Source organism: Streptomyces sp. NPDC014894, from assembly GCF_043080985.1.
In the GTDB taxonomy this organism is placed as follows: domain Bacteria; phylum Actinomycetota; class Actinomycetes; order Streptomycetales; family Streptomycetaceae; genus Streptomyces.
Window position 1 is genome coordinate 197,885 of the sequence record NZ_JBIBWD010000004.1, and the last position, 21,811, is coordinate 219,695.

Here is a 21,811-nt window from a genome sequence, read left to right on the forward strand (position 1 = left end):
ATACCGGGGCAGGGAGGGTAGGCGTACGCCATGGACTGGTTGACAAGGATTCCGATCGCCGGCCCCTGGCTGGCCCGGCTGATGCGGACCCACGCCTGGCGCTCGTACGAGACCCTGGAGCGGGTGCACTGGACCCGGCTCGCCGCGGCCATCACCTTCCTCAGCTTCCTCGCGCTCTTCCCGCTGATCACCGTCGCGGCGGCGATCGGCGCCGCGCTGCTCAGCCAGGAGCGGCTGGCCGATCTCCAGGACCGGATCGGCGACCAGGTGCCCGGGATCTCCGACCAGCTCGACATCGGCTCGCTGGTCGCCAACGCGGGTACGGTCGGTCTGGTCGCGGGCGCGCTGCTGCTGTTCACCGGCATCGGCTGGGTCGGCTCGATGCGGGACTGTCTGCGGGCGGTCTGGAGTCTGGACGACGAGGACGAGGGCAATCCGGTCCTCCGCAAGCTCAAGGACGCGGGCGTTCTGCTCGGCCTGGGCGCGACCGCGCTCGCCTCCCTCGCCGCCTCGGCGCTCGGCTCCTCGGCGGTCGGCTGGAGCGCGGACCGGCTCGGCATCGACCAGGGCGGGGTCGAGGGCGTGCTGCTGTCCGCGGCCGCCATCGCCATCGCGGTCGCCGCCGCGTTCCTGATGCTGCTCTATCTGCTGACCCTGCTGCCCGGGGTGCACCCGCCGCGCCGCCGGCTGGTGGTGGCGGCGCTGCTCGGCGCGGTCGGGTTCGAACTGCTGAAGCTCCTGCTCAGCGGCTATATGCAGGGGGTCGCGTCGAAGAGTCTGTACGGGGCGTTCGGGGTGCCGATCGCGCTGCTGCTGTGGATCAACTTCACCGCGAAGCTGCTGCTGTACTGCGCGGCCTGGACGGCGACGGGCAGCGCGGACGCGGAGAAGGCGGAGGACGGGGAGCACGCGGAGGACGCGGAGAACGCGGAGGACGGCGAGAAGGAGCCCGGGCCGCCGACGGAACGGACGGAACCGCCGGAGACCGGGCTGCCGGGGCGCTCGGGCCGGGCCGGCGGGCCCGCCCCGGCGGCGTGACGCGCGGTCGGCTCAGCCGCGCCGGGAGGGCCAGCGCCGGTTGACCACGAACACCGCCGCCGCCAGCGCGATCAGCGCCCCGCCCGCGATCGCGAGCGCGGTGCCCATACCGCCGGAGGTCTCCTTCCGGTCCGCGGCGGAGGCCGTCTTCACCGCCGGGGCGTCCCCGGCCGCCCCGCCGTCCGCGTCCCCGTTCCCGTTCACGGCCGGTCCGGCCTTCCCCGTGTCCTTGTCCGGAGCGGATCGCGGGGCCACCAGCTCGCCCACGGGAGTGACCTTGCCGGAGGCCGCGAAGCCCCAGTCGAACAGGTCCGCCGCCTCGCGGTAGACGGCGTTGCTCTCGTCCGAGTCCGGGTTCATCACGGTGACCAGGAGCACCTTGCCGTTCCGCTCGGCGACCCCGGTGAAGGTGGCCCCGGCGTGGGTGGTGTTGCCGTTCTTGACGCCCGCGACGCCCTTGTACGGCTCGATCCCGTAGTCGCCGGTGAGCAGGCGGTTGGTGTTCTGGATCTCGAAGGTCTCGCGCTTCTTGCCGTCCATCTCGCCGGGGAACTCGGCGCTGACGGTGGAGCAGTACTCGCGGAAGTCCTTCTTCTGCATCCCGCTGCGGGCGATCAGCGTCAGGTCGTACGCGGAGGAGACCTGGCCGGCGGCGTCGTAGCCGTCCGGCGACACCACCTGGGTGTCGAGGGCCTGCAGCTCCTCGGCGTGCGCCTGCATGTCCTCGACGGTCTTGTCGATGCCGCCGTTCATCGCCGACAGCACATGGACCGCGTCGTTGCCGGAGCGCAGGAAGACGCCGAGCCACAGATCGTGCACCGAGTAGCTGAGGTCCTCCTTGACCCCGACCAGGCTGCTGCCGGGGCCGACGTTCTCCAGCTCGGCGGAGGAGACCTTGTGGGTGGTGGCCTTGGGCAGCTTGGGCAGCAGGGTGTCCGCGAAGAGCATCTTGAGGGTGGAGGCCGGGGGGAGCCGCCAGTGGGCGTTGTGCGCGGCGAGCACATCGCCGTTCTCCGCGTCCGCGACGATCCAGGACCGTCCGCTCAGCTCCTTGGGCAGCACGGGCGCGCCCGCGCCGAGACTGACCTGGGTGCCCGCCCTGCCGAGCAGTGAGCCGCCGATGGTGGACATGGCGGCCGGGGGGTTGGGCTGCTTCCGTGACGTGCTCTTGGACTTGCCCTTCGGCTTGTCGTCGTGGGAGTCCGCGACGGCGGGGGCGACGAGGAGGAGGGGCAGGAGCGAGGCGGCGGCGACCGTCAGCACTGACTTCCGCACGGTCTTCTTCAGAGCAGACACGGACGTGAAAGTACAGGGAAAAGTAGAAAATATGCTTATCGGGTTCATGGCGCGCCGAGAAGACCGCCGGGACAGCCCACCCGGCGCGACCCGGTCCGGGGAGGCCCCTGATACTGGGTGGATGAAGCTCAGCCGCCCCGTGTCCTGGTTCCTGCTCGCCTTCGGGGTGTGGAGCTGGTTCATCTGGGTCACTTTCGTCAAAAACCTGTGGCAGGACGGCAGCGGGCTGGCGTTCGACGACGCGGGGGACCCGACCGGATACTTCTGGGTCCACCTGGTTCTCGCCATCACGTCGTTTCTTCTGGGGACGGCTGTCGGAGTCATCGGGTTGCGCGGGGTTCGCGCCTTGCGGCGCGAAGAATAGGGGAGCTGTCTGTGATTGTGGTCGTCCTGCTGGTCATGATCGCGGTGATCGCTCTGCTCGCGGGGGCGCACTGGTACGTCTGGCGCAGACTCGTCGGCGACACCGCCCGGCCCGGCTCCACGGCCCGGCGGATCGGCACCGCGGCGATCTGGGTCCTGCCCGCGTTCTCCGTGGGAGCGCTGGTCTCGGGCCGCGCCGGGGCCCCGTTCCGACTGGAGCAGACCCTCGCCTGGCCCGGGTATCTGTGGCTGGCGCTCCTGCTCTATCTGGTGCTGTGGCTGCTGGTCGGCGAGGCGGTCCGGGCGGTGTGGCTGCGCCGTACGAGGAAGGCCCCTCCGGTCGCGACGGGGACGCCGCCTGTGCCGGAGGGGCCTGCCGGATCTCCCGGACCCGCCGGGACGGACGGCGGGACCGCCGCGACGACGGCCGGGCCGCCCGCGGCGACCGCCGCCGGGACGATCCGCGAGGACGGCACGGCGACGGCGCTCGCGCCCCGGGCCCAGGCCCAGCCCCACGCCCAGGCCCAGCCCCATGCCCATGCTCCGGCTCAGGCCCCCGGCGACGCGGACGGCGGCCCCGCCGCCGCCCCGGCCGACACCGAGGCCCAGGAGGCCGGGGCGTCCCACGAGGTGAAGACCGCCCACGAGGTCAGGGCCGGTCACGACGTCAGGTCCGCCCTTGAGACCGGGGCCGTGCCCGAAACCGCCGCGCCCCGGCCGGTCTCCCGGCGGCTCTTCGTCTCCCGGGTGGTGGGCGGCGGAGCCGCCGCCGCGGCGCTGGCGACCGTGGGCCACGGCACGTACGGCGTTCTGCGCGGCCCCCGGGTCAAACGGGTCACCGTGCCCCTCGCCAAGCTGCCGCGCTCGGCCCACGGCTACCGGATCGCCGTCGTCAGCGACATCCACCTCGGGCCGATCCTCGGCCGGGGCCACACCCAGCGGATCGTCGACGCCATCAACTCCGCCCAGCCCGACCTCGTCGCCGTCGTCGGCGACATGGTCGACGGCAGCGTCGCCGACCTCGGCCCGGCCGCCGAACCCCTCACCCAGCTCCGGGCCCGCCACGGCTCCTTCTTCGTCACCGGCAACCACGAGTACTTCTCCGGCGCCGCCGAGTGGGTCGGCCATGTCCGGGAACTGGGGCTGCGGCCGCTGGAGAACGAGCGGGTCGAGATCGCCGACGGCTTCGACCTCGCCGGGGTCAACGACATCGAGGGCGAGGCCACCGGCGAGGGCCCCGACTTCGCCAAGGCGCTCGGCGACCGGGACCCCGCCCGCGCCTCCGTGCTCCTCGCCCACCAGCCCGTGGTGATCCACGACGCCGTCGAGCACGGGGTGGACCTCCAGCTCTCCGGACACACCCACGGCGGACAGCTCTGGCCCGGCAACTACCTCGCCGAGCTGGCCAATCCCACCGTCGCCGGGCTGGAGCGGTACGGGGACACCCAGCTCTACGTCACCCGGGGAGCCGGGGCCTGGGGCCCGCCCGTCCGGGTCGGGGCCTCCTCCGACATCACCGTCGTCCAGCTCGCCTCCCGCGAGGCCTGACCCGCCGCGAAGCCCCGCGTAGGCCCGTACCGCGCGCACTCCTGGGCCGCGTACCCCGTACCGTCCCCGGCCCGGGCGTGCGGGCTACTCGGCCGGGGGCGTCGCGGCGGTCCTCTTCCGGGCCGCGGCGGTCTTCCGGCGCGCCGGCGCGGTGCTCTTCCCGGCCGCCGAGTTCTGCTTGCGCACCGCGACCGACTGGGCCATCCCCGGCAGCAGATCGGTCAGCAGCTCGTGCACATCGTGGACGAGCGGGCGCAGCACCCGGAAGCGGGCGAGGACGATGCCCCGCGCGGTGAGCCGGGCGCCCTGCTGGGCGAGGCGGCGGCTCCGCTCGTGGCCCTCGGAGCGGTCGAAGACCCAGTAGAGGACCAGCCCCATCTGGGAGAGCCACATCAGCTCGGGGAAGGCGTCCGCCAGTTCGGCGGGCACCTTGGTCTTCGCCCCGGCCAGCGTCTCGCGATGGACCGCGATGGCCTCCTCGCGGGCGTGCTCCGACTCGGTGGAGAAGGGGCTGAGCGGGCTCTCCGGGTCGGCCGCGTTCTTGAAGAACTGGGCCGCGAACTCGTGGTACGGCTCGGCGATCTCCAGCCAGGCGAGCAGCACCCCGGCGAGGCGCGCCTCCAGCTGGGTCTCCTTCTCCAGCACGGGCCCGACCGCCGCCCGGTGCTCGGCGGCGATCCGGTCGTAGAAGCCCTGGATCAGGTGCTCTTTCGAGGAGAAGTAGTAGTACGCGTTCCCCACCGAGACGCCGGCCTCTTTGGCGATGGCCCGCATCGTGGTCTTGTCGTAACCGTTCTCCTGGAACAGCCTCAGGGCCGTCTCGAGGATGAGCGTGCGGGTCTGCTCGCTCTTGGGGGCGCTCTTGGGGGCCTGCACGTCCGTCACGGTGCCGAGCCTAACGGGGGATCTCGCACCGGTCGTCGCAGGGCGGACCGGCCGTATCCCCGGGCGTCCCGGCCGGGGCGCCGGGCGCGGCGGCCTGCGCCCCGGACAGCTCGCGGTACTTGGCCGCGGCGAGCATGGTGACCCGGACGAAGGGCGCTCCGGCGGGGGTGGCGAGCCAGTGGGCCCTGGGCCGGTGCTCGGCCAGCGCCCACAGACAGACGATCCAGGCCGCCGAACCGCTGTAGATCTGGCCGCGGTCGCCGATGACGGTGATCTCCCGCAGGGTGCGCCGGTGGTCGAGGGCGGGGAAGAGGCGGTGCGCCTCCTGGGAGCCGGCGGGCACCAGGTTCAGCGGGACGAGCTGCCGCTGACGCCTCAGCCAGTGCCGGAGGTGGACGCAGAGGGAGCAGTCGGCGTCGTAGAGGACGGTCAGCCGGCGCAGCGGGGTGCTCCGGAGGGCGGGGGCGGTCATGGCGCTCACACTCCGGCCGGGCCGGCGGCGGGCGGGGCCGGGGGAGTCCACGGGGCCTTGCCTGCGGGCGCGGTCCAGCCCTGCGGCCCGACCGGCGGGGTCATCTCGCGCTCCATCCGGCTCCGGCGGCGGATCTTGTTGAGGACGTAGACATTGCCCAGGTGCAGGACGCCGAGGACGAGCAGGACGACGCCGAGCTTCACCGAGAGGGCGTCGAAGAGGTCGCGGGTGTTCCCGATGTCCTGGGCGACGCGCAGATACAGGGCGACGAAGCCGAGGTTCACCAGGTAGAAGCCGACGACCAGCAGATGGTTCACGGCGTCGGCGAGCTTCTCGTTCCCGTGCATCACATCGCCGAGGAAGATGCGCCCGTTGCGGCTGAGGGTGCGGGCCACCCAGACGGTCAGCGCCACGCTGACGAGCAGATAGACGATGTAGCCGATCACGTTGAGGTCCATGCCCCACGCTCCTTGAACGCGTTCAAAAAGGCTGACACGGATGACAGTAGACCTGTTTTTGAACATGTTCAAGACCGTTGGGAGGGGTGGGTGAGCCGTTCGTGGCAGGCCGAAAACCGTTCGCCGCGCGGGCGATCGCGGCCTAATCTGCCCTCGATGACTCTTGCTCATGACATGACCGGTTCGGGCCCCACGGCCGTCCTGCTGCACTCCACCGTCTGCGACCGGAGGATGTGGGACCCGCAGTGGCGGGCCCTGGAGAAGACCGGACACCGCCTGGTGCGCTGCGACTTCAGGGGGTACGGTGACACCCCGGCGTCGGACGTCCCCTACACCGACGCGGACGATGTGCTCGCCCTCCTGGACGAACTCGGCGTGGAGCGGGCCGTGCTCGTCGGCGCCTCGTACGGCGGCCGCGCCGCCCTGGACATCGCGCTCCGCGCGCCGCACCGCGTCACCGCGCTCGCCCTGCTCTGCCCCGGCCTGCCCGACCTGGAGCCGAGCCCCGCGCTCGCCGACTTCGACCGCCGGGAGACCGAACTCTTCGACGCGGACGAGCTGGAGGCGGCTGCCGAACTCAACGCCCGCGCCTGGCTGGGCCCCGAGGCCGGCCCGGCCGTCCACGAGTCGGTGGCGGCGATGCAGCTCGGGGCCTTCCGGCTCCAGTCGGCGGCCGCCGAGGAGTACGACGGGGCCACCGACTTCGACGTACCGTCACTCGCCGGGGTCCGCGCGCCCGCGCTGGTCCTCTCCGGCGGCCACGACTTCCCGTGCTTCCGCGCCTCCGCGGCCCGCGCGGCCGCGCTGCTCCCCGGCGCGGACCACCGCGAGCTGCCCTGGGCCGGTCATCTGCCGGGCCTGGAGCGCCCGGAGCCGATCACGAACCTGCTCACGGAATTCCTCACCGGGCCCGCCCGGCGGCCTTGAGACATCTCCCGTACGCGCGGGGCGGCCGCCGGGCTCGCCGGCCGCCCCACCCGCGCGCCGTCACATGGCGCTGATCGAACGGGCGTAGCCGATCTGGCCCATGACGTGGTGGAAGAGATGCGGGTGCACGGCCGGGATCATCGTGGAGTGGTGCTTGCCGCCGCTGGTCACGGTGACCTGGACGAAGCCCGACGTCTCCTTCTCCTTGATCAGCAGAAAGAGCAGCCCCAGCCCGCACGCCCCCACGAACAGGACCGCCAGCACGATGGCGTACACCGGGATCTTCTCGTCGGTGCGCGACAGGTCCGACGCGTTCCACACCGCGCCCCGCAGCGGCATCGCCCCGGCCGGCGTCATGATCGAGTCGCCCACCACCGTGATGTCCCCGATCGCCAGCGCCGGCGCCCCGCCCATCGGCGTCCCGTACCCGGGCACCGGGATCCCGCCGGGCTGCGTCGGCGAATACCCCGGGCCGCCCTGCGGGGGATGGCCGTACCCCGCCGTCGCGTCCTGCGGATACCCGTACGGCTGCTCGGGCCCCCACTGATACTCGGGCTCCCCGTCCGGCCGGTACGGATTCGGCTCACTCATCTCGTGTTCCCCGCTTTCCGCCCCTCGAGTCAGAGGCCCTCTGATCCTGCCAGGTCCCCCACCCCCACAGAAGCCCGACGCCCCACGGGCCCGCCGCCCCCGAGCCCTGAGGCGGCTGGAGTCGTACGCGTAGACGTACGCGCGCGAAGGCCCCGCTCCCGGGTGTCGGGAGCGGGGCCTTCGGGGTGAGGCGGGGGCCGGGAGGGTCAGAAGCGGCGGGTGATCAGGGCGCGCTTGACTTCCTGGATGGCCTTGGTGACCTCGATGCCGCGGGGGCACGCGTCGGTGCAGTTGAACGTGGTGCGGCAGCGCCACACGCCGTCCTTGTCGTTGAGGATCTCCAGCCGCTGCTCGCCGGCCTCGTCGCGCGAGTCGAAGATGAAGCGGTGGGCGTTGACGATCGCCGCCGGGCCGAAGTACTGGCCGTCGTTCCAGAACACCGGGCACGACGAGGTGCACGCGGCGCAGAGGATGCACTTGGTGGTGTCGTCGAAGCGCTCGCGGTCCTCGGCGGACTGGAGGCGCTCACGGGTCGGCTCGTTCCCCTTGGTGATCAGGAACGGCATGACGTCGCGATAGGCCTGGAAGAACGGCTCCATGTCCACGACGAGGTCCTTGAGGACCGTCAGGCCCTTGATGGCCTCGACCGTGATCGGCTTCTCCGGGTTGATGTCCTTGATCAGCGTCTTGCAGGCCAGCCTGTTCTTGCCGTTGATCCGCATCGCGTCGGAGCCGCAGATCCCGTGCGCGCAGGAGCGCCGGAAGGTGAGGCTGCCGTCGACATCCCACTTGATCTTGTGGAGACCGTCGAGGACCCGCTCCTTGGGGTCGATCTCGATCGGGAAGTCCTCCCAGACCGCGTGCTCCGACACCTCGGGGTTGAAGCGGCGGATCCGGAAGGTGACCGTGATGTAGGGGGAGGCGGCGGACTCCGCCTCGACCTTGTCCAGTACAGGGGTAGCCATCAGTACTTACGCTCCATCGGCTGGTAGCGGGTCTGGACAACCGGCTTGTAGTCGAGACGGATGGTCTCGGCGCCGTCGTCGCCCACCTCGCGGTACGCCATGGTGTGGCGCATGAAGTTGACGTCGTCGCGGTTCGGGTAGTCCTCGCGGTAGTGACCGCCGCGGGACTCCTTGCGGGCCAGGGCCGAGACGGCCATGACCTCGGCCAGGTCGAGCAGATTGCCCAGCTCGACGGCTTCCAGCAGGTCCGTGTTGAAGCGGCGGCCCTTGTCCTGGATGGACACGTTCTTGTAGCGGGCGCGCAGCTCGCCGATCTTCTCGACCGCGGTCTTGATCGTCTGCTCGGTGCGGAACACCATCACATTGGCGTCCATCGTCTCCTGCAGCTCACGTCGGATCTCCGCGACCCGCTCGTTGCCCGTGGAGTCGCGCAGCCGCTCCACCTGCTCGCGCACGAGGGAGCCCGGGTCCTCCGGAAGGTCGACGAAGTCGGCCTTCGCGGCGTACTCGGCCGCGGCGATGCCGGAGCGCTTGCCGAAGACATTGATGTCGAGCAGCGAGTTGGTGCCCAGCCGGTTGGCGCCGTGCACCGAGACGCAGGCGACCTCGCCGGCGGCGTACAGCCCCGGTACGACGGTGGTGTTGTCGCGGAGGACCTCGCCCTGGACGTTGGTCGGGATGCCGCCCATGGCGTAGTGCGCGGTCGGCTGGATCGGGATCGGGTCCGTGTAGGGCTCGATGCCGAGGTAGGTCCGCGCGAACTCGGTGATGTCCGGGAGCTTGGCGTCCAGCTGCTCCGGCGGCAGGTGGGTCAGGTCCAGATAGACGTGGTCGCCCTCGGGGCCGCAGCCCCGGCCCTCGCGGATCTCCGTGTAGATGGAACGGGAGACGACGTCGCGGGAGGCGAGGTCCTTCATGACGGGGGCGTACTTCTCCATGAAGCGCTCGCCGTCCTTGTTGCGCAGGATGCCGCCCTCACCGCGGGCGCCCTCCGTGAGCAGGATGCCCATCCGCCAGATGCCGGTCGGGTGGAACTGGAAGAACTCCATGTCCTCCAGCGGCAGCCCGCGCCGGTAGCAGGCCGCCTGGCCGTCGCCGGTGAGGGTGTGCGCGTTGGAGGTCACCTTGAAGAACTTGCCGGTGCCGCCGGAGGCGTAGATGACGGCCTTCGCCTGGAAGATGTGGATCTCGCCGGTGGCCAGCTCGTACGCGACGACGCCCGCCGACTTCTTGACCCCGTCGACCTCGGTGATCAGCTGGTCCAGGACGTAGAACTCGTTGAAGAACTCCACGCCCTCCTTGACGCAGTTCTGGTACAGCGTCTGGAGGATCATATGACCGGTGCGGTCGGCGGCGTAGCAGGACCGGCGGACCGGGGCCTCGCCGTGGTTGCGCGAGTGCCCGCCGAACCGCCGCTGGTCGATGGTGCCGTTCGGCGTCCGGTTGAACGGCAGGCCCATCTTCTCCAGGTCGAGGACCGCGTCGATGGCCTCCTTCGCCAGGATCTCGGCGGCGTCCTGGTCGACCAGGTAGTCACCGCCCTTGACCGTGTCGAAGGTGTGCCACTCCCAGTTGTCCTCTTCCACATTGGCGAGCGCGGCGGCCATGCCGCCCTGCGCGGCGCCCGTGTGGGAGCGGGTGGGGTACAGCTTCGTCAGTACGGCGGTACGGCTGCGCTTGGTGGCCTCGATGGCCGCGCGCATGCCCGCGCCGCCGGCGCCGACGATGACGGTGTCGTACTTGTGGATCTTCATTGTTCGTCAGCCCCGGCTTTAGCGGATGTTCGGGTCGAAGGTGAAGATCACCAGCGTGCCCAGCAGGATGGTGAACACCGTGGCGGTGTACAGCAGGCCCTTCAGCCACAGACGCGTGTTCGGGCGCTCGGCGTAGTCGTTGATGACGGTACGCAGGCCGTTGGCGCCGTGCAGCATGGCGAGCCAGAGCATCAGCAGGTCCCAGACCTGCCAGAACGGGGACGCCCAGCGGCCGGCGACGAACGCGAAGCCGATCTTGGAGACGCCGCCGTCCAGCACCAGCTGGATCAGCAGATGGCCGATGACCAGGACGACCAGCACAACGCCGGAGAGACGCATGAAGAGCCAGGCGGCCATCTCGAAGTTGCCGCGGGTGGCGCGCGGGGTCTTCCCGGTGCGCTTGCGCGGGGCCTCGATGAGAGGGGCCGGATTGTCCACGTCGTAGAGCGGGCCGCCCTCGACGGGACTGATGGCGGAAGTGGTGTCAGCAGACATGTCCGGCCTCAGCTCCCGAAGACTTCGCGTGCGGCGTGGCCGAGGACGGGGTAGAGCGCCCCCACCATCAGGACGACCCAGATGCCGACGACGGTCCAGAGCATCTGCTTCTGGAGGCGCGGGCCCTTGGACCAGAAATCGACGGCGATGACGCGCAGTCCGTTGAGCGCGTGGAACAGGACTGCGGCGACGAGGCCGTACTCCAGCAGCGCGACGATCGGCGTCTTGTAGACGGCTACGACCTTGTCGTAGTCCTCGGGGGAGACCCGCACGAGTGCGGTGTCCAGGACATGTACGAACAGGAAGAAGAAGATGAGGACGCCGGTGACTCGATGAGCCACCCAGGACCACATTCCTTCCCGGCCGCGGTACAGCGTTCCAGCCGGCACGGAAGAACCCTCCGGGAGCGGGGACTAGGGCCTGCCGGCTTGGGTGGTCGGTGTGGCCCGGCCGGGTACGGTCCACCGGCCCCGGCCATCGTAGCGACGACTTGTCGGTTCGTTCGCCCGGGGTCCTCAGGTGTGATCAAACAGGCAATCAAACAGCCTCGGACGGGCTATCGGGAAGGCTTTGTCCGGCCGTTCTGCGTTTGTCCGGCGGCGGGGCGGCCGCAAGGCGGCGGCCGGGCTGCGACCGGGCGGTACGCCGGGCCGCTCCCGGGCCGATTCCCGGCGGCTCCCGGGCGGCCGGAGCCGCGGCCGGGCTCCCCCGGGCGGGCCGTCCGGCGTACTGCCCGACGCGCTGTCCGGCGTGCCGTCCCGGGCGCGCCGTCCGCGCGGCTGCGCTTGCGGGGCGGCCCGGGGCGGTGAGGCTTGAGGGGTACAGGCGTCCGAGGTGTGGTGGAGTGACGGCCGTCGCTCCTGAGGCGGTGTCGCTCCCGAGGGCGGTGTCCCGGACCGGACCGGACCGGATCGGACCGGGGCGACCGGCCGGACCCGAGCGGCGCCGACCACCACGTACGGCAAGGGATCGAGCGGGGCCGGAAGGACGCCGGGGGGTGTTTTCACAGGATTTCCATATATCTGGGAGGTATCCGAGTGATACGCCACTCATCGCCCGCCCGGCTCGCCGCCGTGACGGTCACCGCGGCCACCGCGCTCTCCCTGGCGCTGAGCGGCTGCTCCGGCGCCGGGCCGGGCGGCGGCGCCGGTTCCGGCCGTACCGAGGCGGGCGCCCGGGACCGGGACCCGGGCGAGTCGGCTGCCAGCCCGTCACCCTCCCGGACGTATCCCCTCTCCTCGGCGCCCGCGACCGTCCCGGCCGTCCGCGTCCACGAAGCGGCGCGCGGTCCGGGCTGGCGGCCCGGATCCGGCGCGGGAGTCGTGGTGGCCGAGGGCAGCGAGAAGCTCACCGACGAGGGCAGACTCCTCGCCGGGGAGCTGAAGATCGACTTCCGGGGCACGGTCCCCGCCCGGGCCGGCGATGTGGAGCTGGCGCTCACCGCCCCGGCGTCGCCCCCGCCCACCGGCGCCCCGTCGGCCCGGGGCCCGTCCGGCCCCGAGTCGTACACCGTCGTCACCGAGGGCGGCCGGGTCCGGATATCGGGGCCCGCCGAGGCCGGGGTGTTCTACGGCACCCGCACCCTCAAGCAGGCGGTGCGCTCCGGCGGGGCGATGCCCGAGGGGACCGTACGGGACGGTCCCGACCGGCCGCAGCGCGGACTGAATGTCGACATCGCCCGCAAACCCTTCACCGCGGCGTGGCTGGAGGACCGGCTGCGCGAGATGGCCGACCTCAAGCTCAATCAGCTGGGACTGCACTTCTCCGACGACCAGGGCTTCCGGATCGCCTCCGACACCCACCCCGAGATCGTCTCCCCCGACCATCTGACGAAGGCCGAGGTCCGGCGGATCCTGGCGCTCGCCGCCTCGCTGCACATCACCGTCGTCCCCGAGATCGACTCCCCGGGCCATCTGGGCGCGGTGCTCGCCGACTATCCGGAACTCGCTCTCAAGGACGCCTCGGGCCGGACCGTGCCGGGCGCGATCGACATCTCCAAGCCCGCTTCGGCCGCGCTCGTGGACGAACTCCTGAGGGAGTACGCGAAGCTCTTCGGCGGCCGCTACTGGAACATCGGCGGCGACGAGTACCAGGCGCTGACCAGGAAGGACCCTGAAGCCTCCTTCCCCGCCCTGGCCGCGCTCGCCCGGAAGGAGTACGGGCCCGAGGGCCGGATCCAGGACCTCGCCACCGCCTGGGTGAACGGCCGCGCCCGGCTGCTGCGCTCGCTCGGCCGTACGCCCCAGGCGTGGAACGACGGATTCTTCCGGGGCGGGGAGGTGAGCGTCGACAAGGACGTCCAGGTCCTGTACTGGACGGGCAAGGAGATCGGCGCCCGCCCGCCGGCGGAGTACCTCGACGAGGGCCGGCCGGTGGTGAATCTCAACGACGAGTACCTCTACTACGTGCTCGGCGAGCCGAACGAGTTCACATACCCGACCGGACAGCGGATCTACGAGCAGTGGACGCCGCTGGTGCTGCGCGGCACCGAGCCGGTGGCCGAGAAGTACTCCCGGCAGATCCTCGGCGGCAGTTTCGCGATCTGGGGCGATCTCGCCCAGGCGCAGACCGCGGAGCAGATTGCCCGGGGCATCGCGCTGCCGCTGGCGGCGACGGCCCAGAAGGTCTGGGACCCGCGCACCCCGTCCCGCGACTGGCAGGACTTCCGGGCGCTCGCGGAAGAGCTGGACTGACCGGACGCCCCGGGTACGGGAAGCGGCGGTGCGGCCGGGTGCGGCCGGGTCGCGGTGTGAGCCCGCCCGGGGGTGTGCGGGCTCACACCGCTGCTGCCCGGACCCGGCGGGAACAGCGAAGTGCTCCACGGGCCGGGTGCCGAGTGCGCAGAATGTAACAGATGTGTGGCGCAAGTGTGGGGGACCGGCGCTCACTTGATGGAGGCCGACCCGCCGGAGCGCGGGACCACCACCTCGGCGGAACCCATGGCGGCCGGGGTGCGGGAGGGGGTACTTTGCGCCAAGCGGCCCGAAAACCGCGCCGCTGAACGGGCCTTCCGGATCATCGGGGGGCGCGTCCGGGAGGGGAGGCGTCCATGGCGTCGAAATGCCTGAGGGAACTGATCGCGGAGGCCGACGAGCGGGGGCTGGCCGCCAGCGGGGTGGCCGGCCTGGAGCGCTGTCTGCCGCCGCTCGCGGCCGAGGCCGACGCGCTGCGTCCGCTGTGGGCCGGGCTGGCGAAGGGCGCGGACGGCTGGTCCGCCTCGCTCGCCGAGGCCCGGCTGACGATGGCGGAGGCCGACACGGGGGACGAGGCCGCCGCCCTGGTCCGGCAGATGCTGGACGCGGCCCCCGCCGACTGGGACGAGGGCCCGCTGCGCGAGTGGGCCGACGACTGCTCGGTCGCCGCGCTCGAACTCCACCACCGGCTGGACGCCGGCGCGGGAGAGGGCGAGCCGTCGGCGGCCGCCGTCGTGGAGGTCCTCAAGGGCTGCCGGGAGGGCGAGCCCACCGGGGCCGGCCCGCTGGTCACCGGGGAGCTGCGCCGGCAGCTGCGGGTGCTGGAGATCCTCGGCACGGGGCAGGGCGGGGCCGGGCTCCGCCAGGTCCTGCGGGTGTCGACGGAGGGGCGCCGGGTGCTGCGCGCGGTGGTGTCCCGCCGCGCTCGCGTCCAGGGGTGAGGCCGTTCCCGCGTCCGGGGGTGAGTCCGCCCCGAGTCCGGGGTGCTGAGCCGTGCCGGTGTGCGGGGAGCCGTGCCGCGTCTGTGCGCCGCCGGTGCCCGGGCGCCGGGCCGTTCCCGCGACCGGGGTGCTGAGCCGTGCCCGTGTCCGGGGCGTGTGCCGCGCCGGTGCCCGGGCGCCGGGCCGGGCCCGCGTCCAGGGGCGAAACAGCCCGAAGCGGGCGGCTGTCCGTCGCCCCGCCGGGCCGGCAGGTTTACCGTCCGTGCGCCGTGGCACATGGAAGGACGACCGGGGCCGCCACCCCCCACAGGAGAGGCCCCGGTCGCCGTCCGTCGGGGTCGCGTGGCGTCCCCGTACTTCACTCAGCGCCGGGCAGGCGATTTCTGTCACACCGCACCCCGTCGGCATATTGTTGCAAGTTGTACAAGCCATGGACGCGACCCGGGGGGACGCCGTAGCGTCTGATGGCGCGCCCGATGGGCGCGGGCAGTGGTGACCAGCTGCGATTCGAAACAGGTTGAGGTAGTGCTGGGGGACGACGCGGAGCTGACCACCGCGGTGCTCGCGGCGCAGGACGGGGACGAAAGCGCCTTCCGTACTGTGTACCGCGCCGTGCATCCGCGGCTGCTCGGCTATGTACGCACGCTCGTGGGGGATCCGGACGCCGAGGACGTGACCTCCGAGGCCTGGCTCCAGATCGCCCGCGACCTGGACCGCTTCAGCGGCGACGCGGACCGGTTCCGGGGATGGGCCGCGCGCATAGCGCGCAATCGGGCCCTCGACCACATACGGATGCGCGGCCGCCGCCCGGCCGTCGGCGGCGACGAGACCGAACTGACCGGGAAGCCCGCCGAGTCCGACACCGCGGACGAGGCGATGGAGGCGCTCGCCACCGGCAGCACCATGGCGCTCATCGCCCAGCTGCCCCAGGACCAGGCCGAGGCGGTCGTGCTCCGGGTCGTGGTCGGCCTCGACGCCAAGAGCGCCGCCCGCACGCTCGGCAAACGCCCCGGCGCCGTCCGCACCGCCGCCCACCGGGGCCTCAAACGCCTCGCCGAACTGCTGGGGGCGGAGAGCCTGGAGTATCCCGGGTCCCAGGACGACCACGGCGTACCGGTGGGCCGGGGGCGTTCGGAATACACTGATCCGCTCGCGGGAGCGTACGGTGCGGACGGTGTCGCCCCGGACGACGCGAACGCGAGCGCCGGTGCCGACGACCGTGGAACCGACCTGAACGGTGTGCCTCCGCAGCGCGTACCACGGCCGGGCGCGACGGCGCCCGCCGGTGTGACGCATATACGGCTGCGGACGCAGAAGGACATGTGATGGCCGACGAGCGGTACGAGTGGCTCGACCAGGACACGGCGGAACGGCTGTTGCGCGGTGAACGGGTCGAGGCCCCCGGGGGGCCGCCCCGCGCCCGGGCCGCTCGGCTGGACCGTGCCCTGCGTTCGGTGGGCAGACCAGGGCTTCCCCTCCATCCGGAGGACGGTGAGATGCAGGGTGAGGCCGCCGCGTTGGCGGCCTTCCGCAAGGTACGGGCCGATTCGGCCGGCGCGCCCGGGGAGGGCGCGAGCCTCGGGGTCGTCCGGCTGGCCCGTCCGCCGCGCTCGCACCGCGCCCGGCTGCTGCCGCGCACGGTGCGTTTCGGCGTTGTGGCCACCGTGGCCGGATTCGCCTTCGGCGGGGTCGCGGTGGCGGCGGGCGCCGGACTCCTCCCGTCCCCCTTCGAGCAGCCCACGGCGAGCCCGCGCGTGGCCGGCGGGGCCGCTCCGCCGGCGGCCCCGGGCAGCGAGCGGCCGACGGCCCGCCCGACCCAGCCCTTCGCCCTGGGCCCCACGGCGGCGGGGGAGCCTTTCGGGAGCCCGTCGGCCGACGGCGCCCCCCGGAGCAGGAATCCGACGCCCTCCCCGTCCGTGAGCGGTCCGTCCGGGGCCGTCACCGGCACGCCGGAGCGGGGCGGCGGCCGGACGGGGGACGAGGGCTGGTCCGAGGGGCACCAGCAGAACCCGGGCGGGACCACGGGCGAGGAGTACCGCGTACTGCTCGACGACTGCCGCGCCCACCGCGACGGAAGCATCGGCTCCGCGAGCGAGAAGCGGCTGGAGCGGGTCGCGCGGGGGAGCGGCCGGGTGACGCGGTTCTGCGACCGGCTGCTCGGCGGCGGCGACTTCGGCTCCCACGGCCCGGACGCGGCGGGCGGCGACAGGACGTCGAGCGGGCCGGCGAAGCCGGACAAGTTCGGCGAGCCCTCCGGGAATCGCCGTCCGGGCCGGCAGCCGGCCCCGGGTCACAGCCATGGCAGCGGCAGCGGTCATGACGGCGGCAGCGGTGAGAAGGACCCCGCGGACGGGAAGGGCGGAAAGCCGGACAAGGGCGCGAAGCCCGTGAAACCCGCGAAGCCGACGAAGTCCGCGAAGCCCGTGAAACCCGCGAAGCCGACGAAGTCCGCGAAGCCCGCGAAGAGCGGCGAATCCGCGAAGAAGTCCGGCAGGAAGTCCGCGAGGACGCCGGTGGGCGACTCCGGGAGGACGTCCGGCGACCGGCCCGCGAAGGCGTCCGGCGAGAAGCGGGCGCGGGCGTCCGACGGCCGGCCCGCGAGGACGCCCGGGAGCGACTCCGCGAGGACGTCCGGCGGGAAGCAGACGAAGAAGGCCGGGCCCGCGGTCCGCGCGGGCGAGGGCGCGGCGATCCTCCGTTAATCGCCCGTTCATCCATCCCGCCGCTCTGACCAGCGACTTCATCTCAGCGCACGGCCTTGTGTGACATTTTTACGGCGTACGGCGCAGTAGTGAGTGAGCCGACTGGTCATCGGCGGCGCCAGAAGCCGGGGTTCCCCCCGTACCTACGGCTGGGCGCATCGGCGCGGGTGGGACACGTTCCCCCGGTCCCACCCGCGCCTTCTCCTCTTCCTTCGCCGGGGCGGCCCTTTTCGCGGGACGGCCCCCTTCTCCGGGGGCGCCCCGTGAGTCCCTCGCCCGGTGAGCCTCAGCCGTGGACGACCACCTTGTCCCCGGTGCGGACCTCGTCGAAGAGCGCGGCCGCCGCCGCCCGGTCCCGCACATTGACGCAGCCGTGCGAAGCGCCCCGATAGCCCTGGGCCGCGAAGTCCGCCGAGTAGTGCACCGCCTGGCCGCCGCTGAAGAAGAGCGCGTACGGCATCGGGGTGTCGTACAGCGTCGAGACATGGTCCCGGGACTTCAGGAAGACCCGGAAGACGCCCTCCCGGGTGGGCGTGTACTGCGAGCCGAACCGTACGTCCATGGTCGACCGGACCCGTCCGTCGACCACCCAGGAGAGCGTGCGCGTGGTCTTGCTGACGCAGATCGCGCGGCCCGTCCCGCAGCGGGGATCGAGCGCGGCCGCCGGCTTCTGCGCGGCCCGGCCCCGCAGCTCGTCCGGGGTCGGCTCGCTCGTCATGCCGAGCAGCCTCCGCCAGGTCACGGTGTCCGCGGCCCCGGTCGCGGGCAGTCCGCGCCTCCGCTGGAACCCTTCGACGGCGGCGGCGGTGACCGGACCGTACGTCCCCGTCGGGGCCTCGCCGAACCAGCCGATCCCGGCGAGCCGGGCCTGTAGCTCACGGACCCGGGGGCCCTGGTCGCCCCGGCTCATCAGGACCGGCGCGGGCTCCGCGCGGGCGGCCGACGGCTCCGACCGCTCCGGCTTCTTCGGGGTCGGGGCGACGGACGGCTGCCGCGAGGGGGCCGGGGCCTTCGAGAAGGGCGGGGCGGCGGCGGGCGCGGAGGGGACGACCGGGGCCGCCGCCCCCGAACCGGCCCGCGCCGGCGGCGCGTCGCCCGCCCTCGGCGCACAGCCCGTGGCCACCGCCAGCACGGCGACCGCCGTCAGCGTGGCGCGGACGGCGCGCCGGCGTATCCCCCCGGATATCCGCCGACGCGCCGCGACCGTGCGTACCCCGGTGGTCCGACGCATGCCATCCCCCTGACTGAGTGCCCGGCTTCAGGTGCTGCTTCTGCAGAGGAGATTCCGCTCTGCCCGGTTGCCCAACCCCCCGCATCATGGGGAAGAAAGGTCCGAAACCCACCGTGGGGAGGCCGAGAATGACACGTCCGTCCGAGTCCGGACTGCCCATCGAACCGGTGTACGGCCCGGACGCGCTGGAGGGCTGGGACCCGGCGGAGCGGCTGGGGGAGCCCGGCGCGTACCCCTACACGCGAGGCATCCACCCGACGATGTACACCGGCCGCCCCTGGACCGTGCGCCAGTACGCCGGATTCGGCGCCGCCGCCGAGTCCAACGCCCGCTACCGGCAGCTGATCGCCCACGGCACCACCGGACTGTCCGTCGCCTTCGACCTGCCCACCCAGATGGGCCACGACTCCGACGCGCCGATCGCCCGCGGCGAGGTCGGCAGGGTGGGCGTCGCGATCGACTCCCTCGACGACATGCGCGTCCTCTTCGACGGCATCCCGCTGGACCGCGTCTCCACCTCGATGACCATCAACGCCCCGGCCGCGCCGCTGCTGCTCCTCCTCCAGCTCGTCGCCGAGGAGCGCGGCGTCCCCGCCGGCCGGCTCACCGGCACCGTCCAGAACGACATCCTCAAGGAGTACATCGCCCGCGGCGCCTACATCTTCCCGCCGGGGCCCTCGCTGCGGCTGATCGCGGACACCTTCCGGTACTGCCGCGGCGAGCTGCCCCGGTGGAACACCGTCTCCGTCTCCGGCTACCACATGGCCGAGGCGGGGGCCACGCCCGTGCAGGAGATCGCCTTCACCCTCGCCAACGCCGTGGAGTACGTCCGCACGGCCCTCGCGGCGGGCATGGACGTGGACGAATTCGCCCCCCGGGTCTCCTTCTTCTTCGTCGCCCGCACCACCCTCCTGGAGGAGATCGCCAAATTCCGGGCCGCCCGCCGCATCTGGGCGCGGCTGATGCGCGAGCGGTTCGGGGCCCGGGACCCCCGCTCGCTGACGCTGCGCTTCCACACCCAGACCGCCGGGGTGCAGCTCACCGCCCAGCAGCCCGAGGTGAATCTCGTACGGGTCGCGGTGCAGGGCCTCGCCGCCGTCCTCGGCGGCACCCAGTCGCTGCACACCAACGCCTTCGACGAGGCGATCGCCCTGCCCACCGAGAAGTCCGCCCGGCTGGCCCTGCGCACCCAGCAGGTGCTGGCGTACGAGACCGATGTGACCGCCACCGTCGACCCGTTCGCCGGCTCGTACGCGATCGAGAGCCTGACGGACGGCCTGGAGGACGAGACGCTGGCGCTGATGCGCCGGATCGAGGAGCTGGGCGGCGCGGTCGCCGCCATCGAGCAGGGGTTCCAGAAGCGCGAGATCGAACGCAGCGCCTACCGCGTGGCCCGCGAGACCGAGAGCGGCGAACGCGTCGTCGTCGGCGTCAACCGCTTCACGGCGGACGCGGAGGAGCCGTACGAGCCGCTGCGGGTCGACCCCGCGATCGAGGAGCGGCAGCGCGAACGGCTCGCCGCGCTCCGCGCCGGACGCGACGGGCCGGCCGTGGACGCGGCTCTCGGCGCGCTGCGCACGGCGGCGGGCGGTACGGAGAACGTCCTGCCCCCGATGAAGGACGCGCTGCGCGCCCGGGCGACCGTCGGCGAGGTGTGCGGCGCGCTGCGCGCGGTGTGGGGGACCCATGTCCCCACCGACACCTTCTGACCTGTGGCGGAGAACACAGAGCAGGGTTGTCGTACCTGTGTGCGACACTCCATTTCATGCTGGGTGTCACCGATCTTCCGACCTATCTGGCGGGCCTTGTCCTGATCGTCCTGTTGCCGGGACCGAATTCGCTGTACGTGCTCTCGGTCGCGGCCCGCCGGGGCACCCGCTCCGGATATACGGCGGCCGCCGGCGTCTGGTGCGGCGACACGGTGCTGATGGTGCTCGCCGCCGGGGGCGTCGCCTCGCTGCTCCAGGCCAATGAGCTGCTCTTCGGGATCGTGAAGTTCGCCGGGGCGGGATATCTGACCTGGCTGGCGATAGGGATGCTCCGCGCGGCCTGGGCGATGTGGCGGCTGCGCCACGAGAAGCCCGCCGAGACGTCGGAGCGGCCCGCGGCGACCACGGAGCGGCCCTTCCGCAGGGCCTTTGTGATCAGCCTGCTCAATCCGAAGGCGATCCTGTTCATGATCGCCTTCTTCGTCCAGTTCGTGGATCCCTCGTACGCCTATCCCGCGCTGTCCTTCGCGGTGCTCGGGGGCTGTCTCCAGCTGGCGAGCATGCTCTATCTGTCGGTGCTCATATTCACCGGCACCCATCTCGCCGACGCCTTCCGCCGCCGCAGGCGGCTGACGGCCGGGGCGAACTCCGCCGCCGGGGCGCTCTTCCTCGGCTTCGCGGTGAAGCTCTCGCTCAGCAGCGCGGCCTGAGACCCGGGCGCGCGGCCCGGGACGCGGTGCGGCGCGCGGCCCGGGGTACGGCGAGGGGCGGTGCGGCCCGGGGTACGGCGAGGGGCGGTGCGGGCCGCGTCTCGGCGCGGCCCGGCACGGCTTGGCACGGTGCGCCCGCGGGTCAGACGCGGTGGCCGTCGTCCTGTGTCTCGGCCGGGGCGGGCGCTGAGGCGGAGGCGGTGTCGTCGAGCCGATAGGTCAGCCGGTCGATCACCTCGACCACCCCGTCGACGCTCTCGCACAGCCGGACGAACACCGGCTGCACGCTCCGGCGCTCCACCGTGCCGCTGAGGGTGACCCGGCCGTCGGTGACGTCCACGGTCAGGGCGGAGGGGGCGAGTCCCAGCGTCTGGGTGAGGACGTCCTCAAGGATCTCCTCCTGGATCGCCCGGTCCCGGCGCAGAAAGAGCTGGAGCAGATCGCTGCGGCTGACCACACCGGTCAGCCGTCCCGTTCCGTCCACCACCGGCAGCCGCTTGATCCGGTGCTCCTCCATCACCCGCGCCGCGCGCACCACGCTCCACTGCGGCTCGGCCACGATCGCCGGGCTGGACATGAGCCCCTCGGCGGTGCTCGCCGTCGTACGGGAGGTCTGCCGGCGCAGCAGATCCGCCTCGGAGACCACCCCGACCGGCCGCTCGTCGTCGTCGACCACCGGCACGGCCGTGATGCCGTACTCGTCCAGCAGTCGCGCGATCTCCTTGAAAGCGGTCCCCCGCTGGACGGCCACCGCGGTGGGCGTCATCAGGTCGGCGACCCTGCGGTGCCTCATGGCTCGCCAGCCCCTTCCGAAAGTGCTGCTCAGTGCTGCCGGTGCGCTGAACACCAGCGTGGTCCGTGCGGATGCCTCCGCACAGAGACCTTAGGCCCCTTTTGACCCCAGGTCCCCTTTTGCCCGTACGGGGCGCTCCGCACCGGGCCGGGCGCGGGGCTCCGGGGGACGACAGAGCCCCCGTACTCACCGCCGGCACAGGCGCGAGTACGGGGGAGGGAGGCACGGGGGAGAAACTGG

Annotated in this window: 21 protein-coding genes; 10 read left to right on the top strand and 11 right to left on the bottom strand. The window is 72.5% G+C overall.

Annotated elements, in window-relative coordinates; genetic code table 11:
- Positions 1–30: 30 nt before the first annotated feature.
- Positions 31–1,038 carry a YihY/virulence factor BrkB family protein gene (locus tag ACF089_RS11840; RefSeq protein ID WP_392025138.1) on the top strand — a complete coding sequence of 336 codons (1,008 nt, stop codon included), beginning with the start codon at positions 31–33 and terminating at the stop codon, positions 1,036–1,038.
- Positions 1,039–1,050: 12 nt separating this feature from the next.
- On the opposite strand, the gene ACF089_RS11845 is transcribed toward ACF089_RS11840, so the two are convergent.
- Positions 1,051–2,517, bottom strand: a complete 1,467-nt coding sequence (locus ACF089_RS11845) for a D-alanyl-D-alanine carboxypeptidase (protein ID WP_392025139.1) — start codon at positions 2,515–2,517, stop codon at positions 1,051–1,053.
- Here ACF089_RS11845 and ACF089_RS11850 point away from each other — a divergent pair.
- Together ACF089_RS11850 and ACF089_RS11855 are read left to right on the top strand one after the other, a co-directional pair.
- On the top strand, positions 2,456–2,698 hold the full coding sequence (locus ACF089_RS11850) for an SCO4848 family membrane protein (RefSeq protein WP_392025141.1): 243 nt from the start codon (positions 2,456–2,458) through the stop codon (positions 2,696–2,698). The genes ACF089_RS11845 and ACF089_RS11850 overlap by 62 nt on opposite strands.
- An 11-nt stretch (positions 2,699–2,709) precedes the next feature.
- Entirely contained in the window at positions 2,710–4,245 is a 1,536-nt protein-coding gene (locus ACF089_RS11855) for a metallophosphoesterase (RefSeq protein WP_392025143.1), read from the top strand.
- Between the two features lie 84 nt (positions 4,246–4,329).
- Here ACF089_RS11855 and ACF089_RS11860 read toward each other — a convergent pair whose 3' ends face one another.
- The 3 genes from ACF089_RS11860 to ACF089_RS11870 are packed head-to-tail and all read right to left on the bottom strand — an operon-like array spanning position 4,330 to position 6,060.
- Entirely contained in the window at positions 4,330–5,130 is an 801-nt protein-coding gene (locus ACF089_RS11860; RefSeq protein ID WP_392025145.1) for a TetR family transcriptional regulator, read from the bottom strand.
- 10 nt (positions 5,131–5,140) lie between these two features.
- Positions 5,141–5,602, bottom strand: a complete 462-nt coding sequence (locus ACF089_RS11865; protein WP_392025147.1) for a thiol-disulfide oxidoreductase DCC family protein — start codon at positions 5,600–5,602, stop codon at positions 5,141–5,143.
- A 5-nt stretch (positions 5,603–5,607) separates the two neighbouring features.
- Positions 5,608–6,060: a hypothetical protein gene (locus ACF089_RS11870; RefSeq protein ID WP_392025149.1), complete on the bottom strand. Its 453-nt coding sequence runs from the start codon at positions 6,058–6,060 to the stop codon at positions 5,608–5,610.
- A gap of 156 nt (positions 6,061–6,216) precedes the next feature.
- On the opposite strand from ACF089_RS11870, the gene ACF089_RS11875 reads away from it, so the two are divergent.
- The gene (locus ACF089_RS11875; RefSeq protein ID WP_392025150.1) at positions 6,217–6,987 is read left to right on the top strand and encodes an alpha/beta fold hydrolase; all 771 of its coding nucleotides are present in this window, start codon (positions 6,217–6,219) and stop codon (positions 6,985–6,987) included.
- A gap of 60 nt (positions 6,988–7,047) precedes the next feature.
- Here ACF089_RS11875 and ACF089_RS11880 read toward each other — a convergent pair whose 3' ends face one another.
- From ACF089_RS11880 to sdhC, 5 genes are all read right to left on the bottom strand, one after another.
- Positions 7,048–7,578, bottom strand: coding sequence for a hypothetical protein (locus tag ACF089_RS11880; protein WP_392025152.1), 531 nt, complete (start codon positions 7,576–7,578; stop codon positions 7,048–7,050).
- Positions 7,579–7,784: 206 nt separating this feature from the next.
- A complete protein-coding gene (locus ACF089_RS11885) occupies positions 7,785–8,543 on the bottom strand; it encodes a succinate dehydrogenase iron-sulfur subunit (protein ID WP_392025154.1) in 759 nt (252 codons plus the stop codon).
- The gene (sdhA, locus tag ACF089_RS11890) at positions 8,543–10,297 is read right to left on the bottom strand and encodes a succinate dehydrogenase flavoprotein subunit (protein ID WP_392025156.1); all 1,755 of its coding nucleotides are present in this window, start codon (positions 10,295–10,297) and stop codon (positions 8,543–8,545) included. Before sdhA ends, ACF089_RS11885 begins: the two co-directional genes overlap by 1 nt.
- Before the next feature lie 18 nt (positions 10,298–10,315).
- On the bottom strand, positions 10,316–10,792 hold the full coding sequence (locus tag ACF089_RS11895; protein WP_392025158.1) for a succinate dehydrogenase hydrophobic membrane anchor subunit: 477 nt from the start codon (positions 10,790–10,792) through the stop codon (positions 10,316–10,318).
- Between the two features lie 8 nt (positions 10,793–10,800).
- A complete protein-coding gene (gene sdhC / locus ACF089_RS11900) occupies positions 10,801–11,181 on the bottom strand; it encodes a succinate dehydrogenase, cytochrome b556 subunit (protein WP_392025160.1) in 381 nt (126 codons plus the stop codon).
- A gap of 648 nt (positions 11,182–11,829) precedes the next feature.
- Here sdhC and ACF089_RS11905 point away from each other — a divergent pair.
- From ACF089_RS11905 to ACF089_RS11920, 4 genes are all read left to right on the top strand, one after another.
- Positions 11,830–13,485, top strand: a complete 1,656-nt coding sequence (locus tag ACF089_RS11905) for a glycoside hydrolase family 20 protein (protein ID WP_392025162.1) — start codon at positions 11,830–11,832, stop codon at positions 13,483–13,485.
- A gap of 356 nt (positions 13,486–13,841) precedes the next feature.
- Complete coding sequence (locus tag ACF089_RS11910; RefSeq protein ID WP_392025164.1) at positions 13,842–14,426, top strand: hypothetical protein; 585 nt, start codon at positions 13,842–13,844, stop codon at positions 14,424–14,426.
- A gap of 525 nt (positions 14,427–14,951) precedes the next feature.
- Complete coding sequence (locus ACF089_RS11915; RefSeq protein ID WP_392025165.1) at positions 14,952–15,752, top strand: RNA polymerase sigma factor; 801 nt, start codon at positions 14,952–14,954, stop codon at positions 15,750–15,752.
- Positions 15,752–17,128 (top strand): hypothetical protein, encoded by a 1,377-nt coding sequence (locus tag ACF089_RS11920; RefSeq protein WP_392025167.1) that lies wholly within the window; start codon positions 15,752–15,754, stop codon positions 17,126–17,128. Before ACF089_RS11915 ends, ACF089_RS11920 begins: the two co-directional genes overlap by 1 nt.
- Before the next feature lie 286 nt (positions 17,129–17,414).
- Here the strand turns inward: ACF089_RS11920 and ACF089_RS11925 are convergent, their stop codons facing one another.
- The gene (locus ACF089_RS11925) at positions 17,415–18,359 is read right to left on the bottom strand and encodes a L,D-transpeptidase family protein (protein WP_392025169.1); all 945 of its coding nucleotides are present in this window, start codon (positions 18,357–18,359) and stop codon (positions 17,415–17,417) included.
- 128 nt (positions 18,360–18,487) lie between these two features.
- On the opposite strand from ACF089_RS11925, the gene ACF089_RS11930 reads away from it, so the two are divergent.
- Positions 18,488–20,068, top strand: a complete 1,581-nt coding sequence (locus ACF089_RS11930) for a methylmalonyl-CoA mutase (RefSeq protein ID WP_392025172.1) — start codon at positions 18,488–18,490, stop codon at positions 20,066–20,068.
- 56 nt (positions 20,069–20,124) lie between these two features.
- A complete protein-coding gene (gene leuE / locus ACF089_RS11935; protein WP_392025174.1) occupies positions 20,125–20,778 on the top strand; it encodes a leucine efflux protein LeuE in 654 nt (217 codons plus the stop codon).
- A 142-nt stretch (positions 20,779–20,920) separates the two neighbouring features.
- On the opposite strand, the gene ACF089_RS11940 is transcribed toward leuE, so the two are convergent.
- Positions 20,921–21,571, bottom strand: coding sequence for a CBS domain-containing protein (locus tag ACF089_RS11940; RefSeq protein WP_392025175.1), 651 nt, complete (start codon positions 21,569–21,571; stop codon positions 20,921–20,923).
- Positions 21,572–21,811 lie beyond the last annotated feature (240 nt).

What these genes read in the sequence shown, in the direction of transcription:
- ACF089_RS11840 (WP_392025138.1), top strand. Translation starts at nt 31, where the DNA reads ATGGACTGGTTGACAAGGATTCCGATCGCCGGCCCCTGGCTGGCCCGG.
- ACF089_RS11850 (WP_392025141.1), top strand. Translation starts at nt 2,456, where the DNA reads ATGAAGCTCAGCCGCCCCGTGTCCTGGTTCCTGCTCGCCTTCGGGGTG.
- ACF089_RS11845 (WP_392025139.1), bottom strand. Translation starts at nt 2,517, where the DNA reads ATGAACCAGCTCCACACCCCGAAGGCGAGCAGGAACCAGGACACGGGG.
- ACF089_RS11865 (WP_392025147.1), bottom strand. Translation starts at nt 5,602, where the DNA reads ATGACCGCCCCCGCCCTCCGGAGCACCCCGCTGCGCCGGCTGACCGTC.
- ACF089_RS11870 (WP_392025149.1), bottom strand. Translation starts at nt 6,060, where the DNA reads ATGGACCTCAACGTGATCGGCTACATCGTCTATCTGCTCGTCAGCGTG.
- ACF089_RS11875 (WP_392025150.1), top strand. Translation starts at nt 6,217, where the DNA reads ATGACTCTTGCTCATGACATGACCGGTTCGGGCCCCACGGCCGTCCTG.
- ACF089_RS11880 (WP_392025152.1), bottom strand. Translation starts at nt 7,578, where the DNA reads ATGAGTGAGCCGAATCCGTACCGGCCGGACGGGGAGCCCGAGTATCAG.
- ACF089_RS11885 (WP_392025154.1), bottom strand. Translation starts at nt 8,543, where the DNA reads ATGGCTACCCCTGTACTGGACAAGGTCGAGGCGGAGTCCGCCGCCTCC.
- sdhA (WP_392025156.1), bottom strand. Translation starts at nt 10,297, where the DNA reads ATGAAGATCCACAAGTACGACACCGTCATCGTCGGCGCCGGCGGCGCG.
- ACF089_RS11895 (WP_392025158.1), bottom strand. Translation starts at nt 10,792, where the DNA reads ATGTCTGCTGACACCACTTCCGCCATCAGTCCCGTCGAGGGCGGCCCG.
- ACF089_RS11910 (WP_392025164.1), top strand. Translation starts at nt 13,842, where the DNA reads ATGGCGTCGAAATGCCTGAGGGAACTGATCGCGGAGGCCGACGAGCGG.
- ACF089_RS11920 (WP_392025167.1), top strand. Translation starts at nt 15,752, where the DNA reads ATGGCCGACGAGCGGTACGAGTGGCTCGACCAGGACACGGCGGAACGG.
- ACF089_RS11925 (WP_392025169.1), bottom strand. Translation starts at nt 18,359, where the DNA reads ATGCGTCGGACCACCGGGGTACGCACGGTCGCGGCGCGTCGGCGGATA.
- ACF089_RS11930 (WP_392025172.1), top strand. Translation starts at nt 18,488, where the DNA reads ATGACACGTCCGTCCGAGTCCGGACTGCCCATCGAACCGGTGTACGGC.
- leuE (WP_392025174.1), top strand. Translation starts at nt 20,125, where the DNA reads ATGCTGGGTGTCACCGATCTTCCGACCTATCTGGCGGGCCTTGTCCTG.
- ACF089_RS11940 (WP_392025175.1), bottom strand. Translation starts at nt 21,571, where the DNA reads ATGAGGCACCGCAGGGTCGCCGACCTGATGACGCCCACCGCGGTGGCC.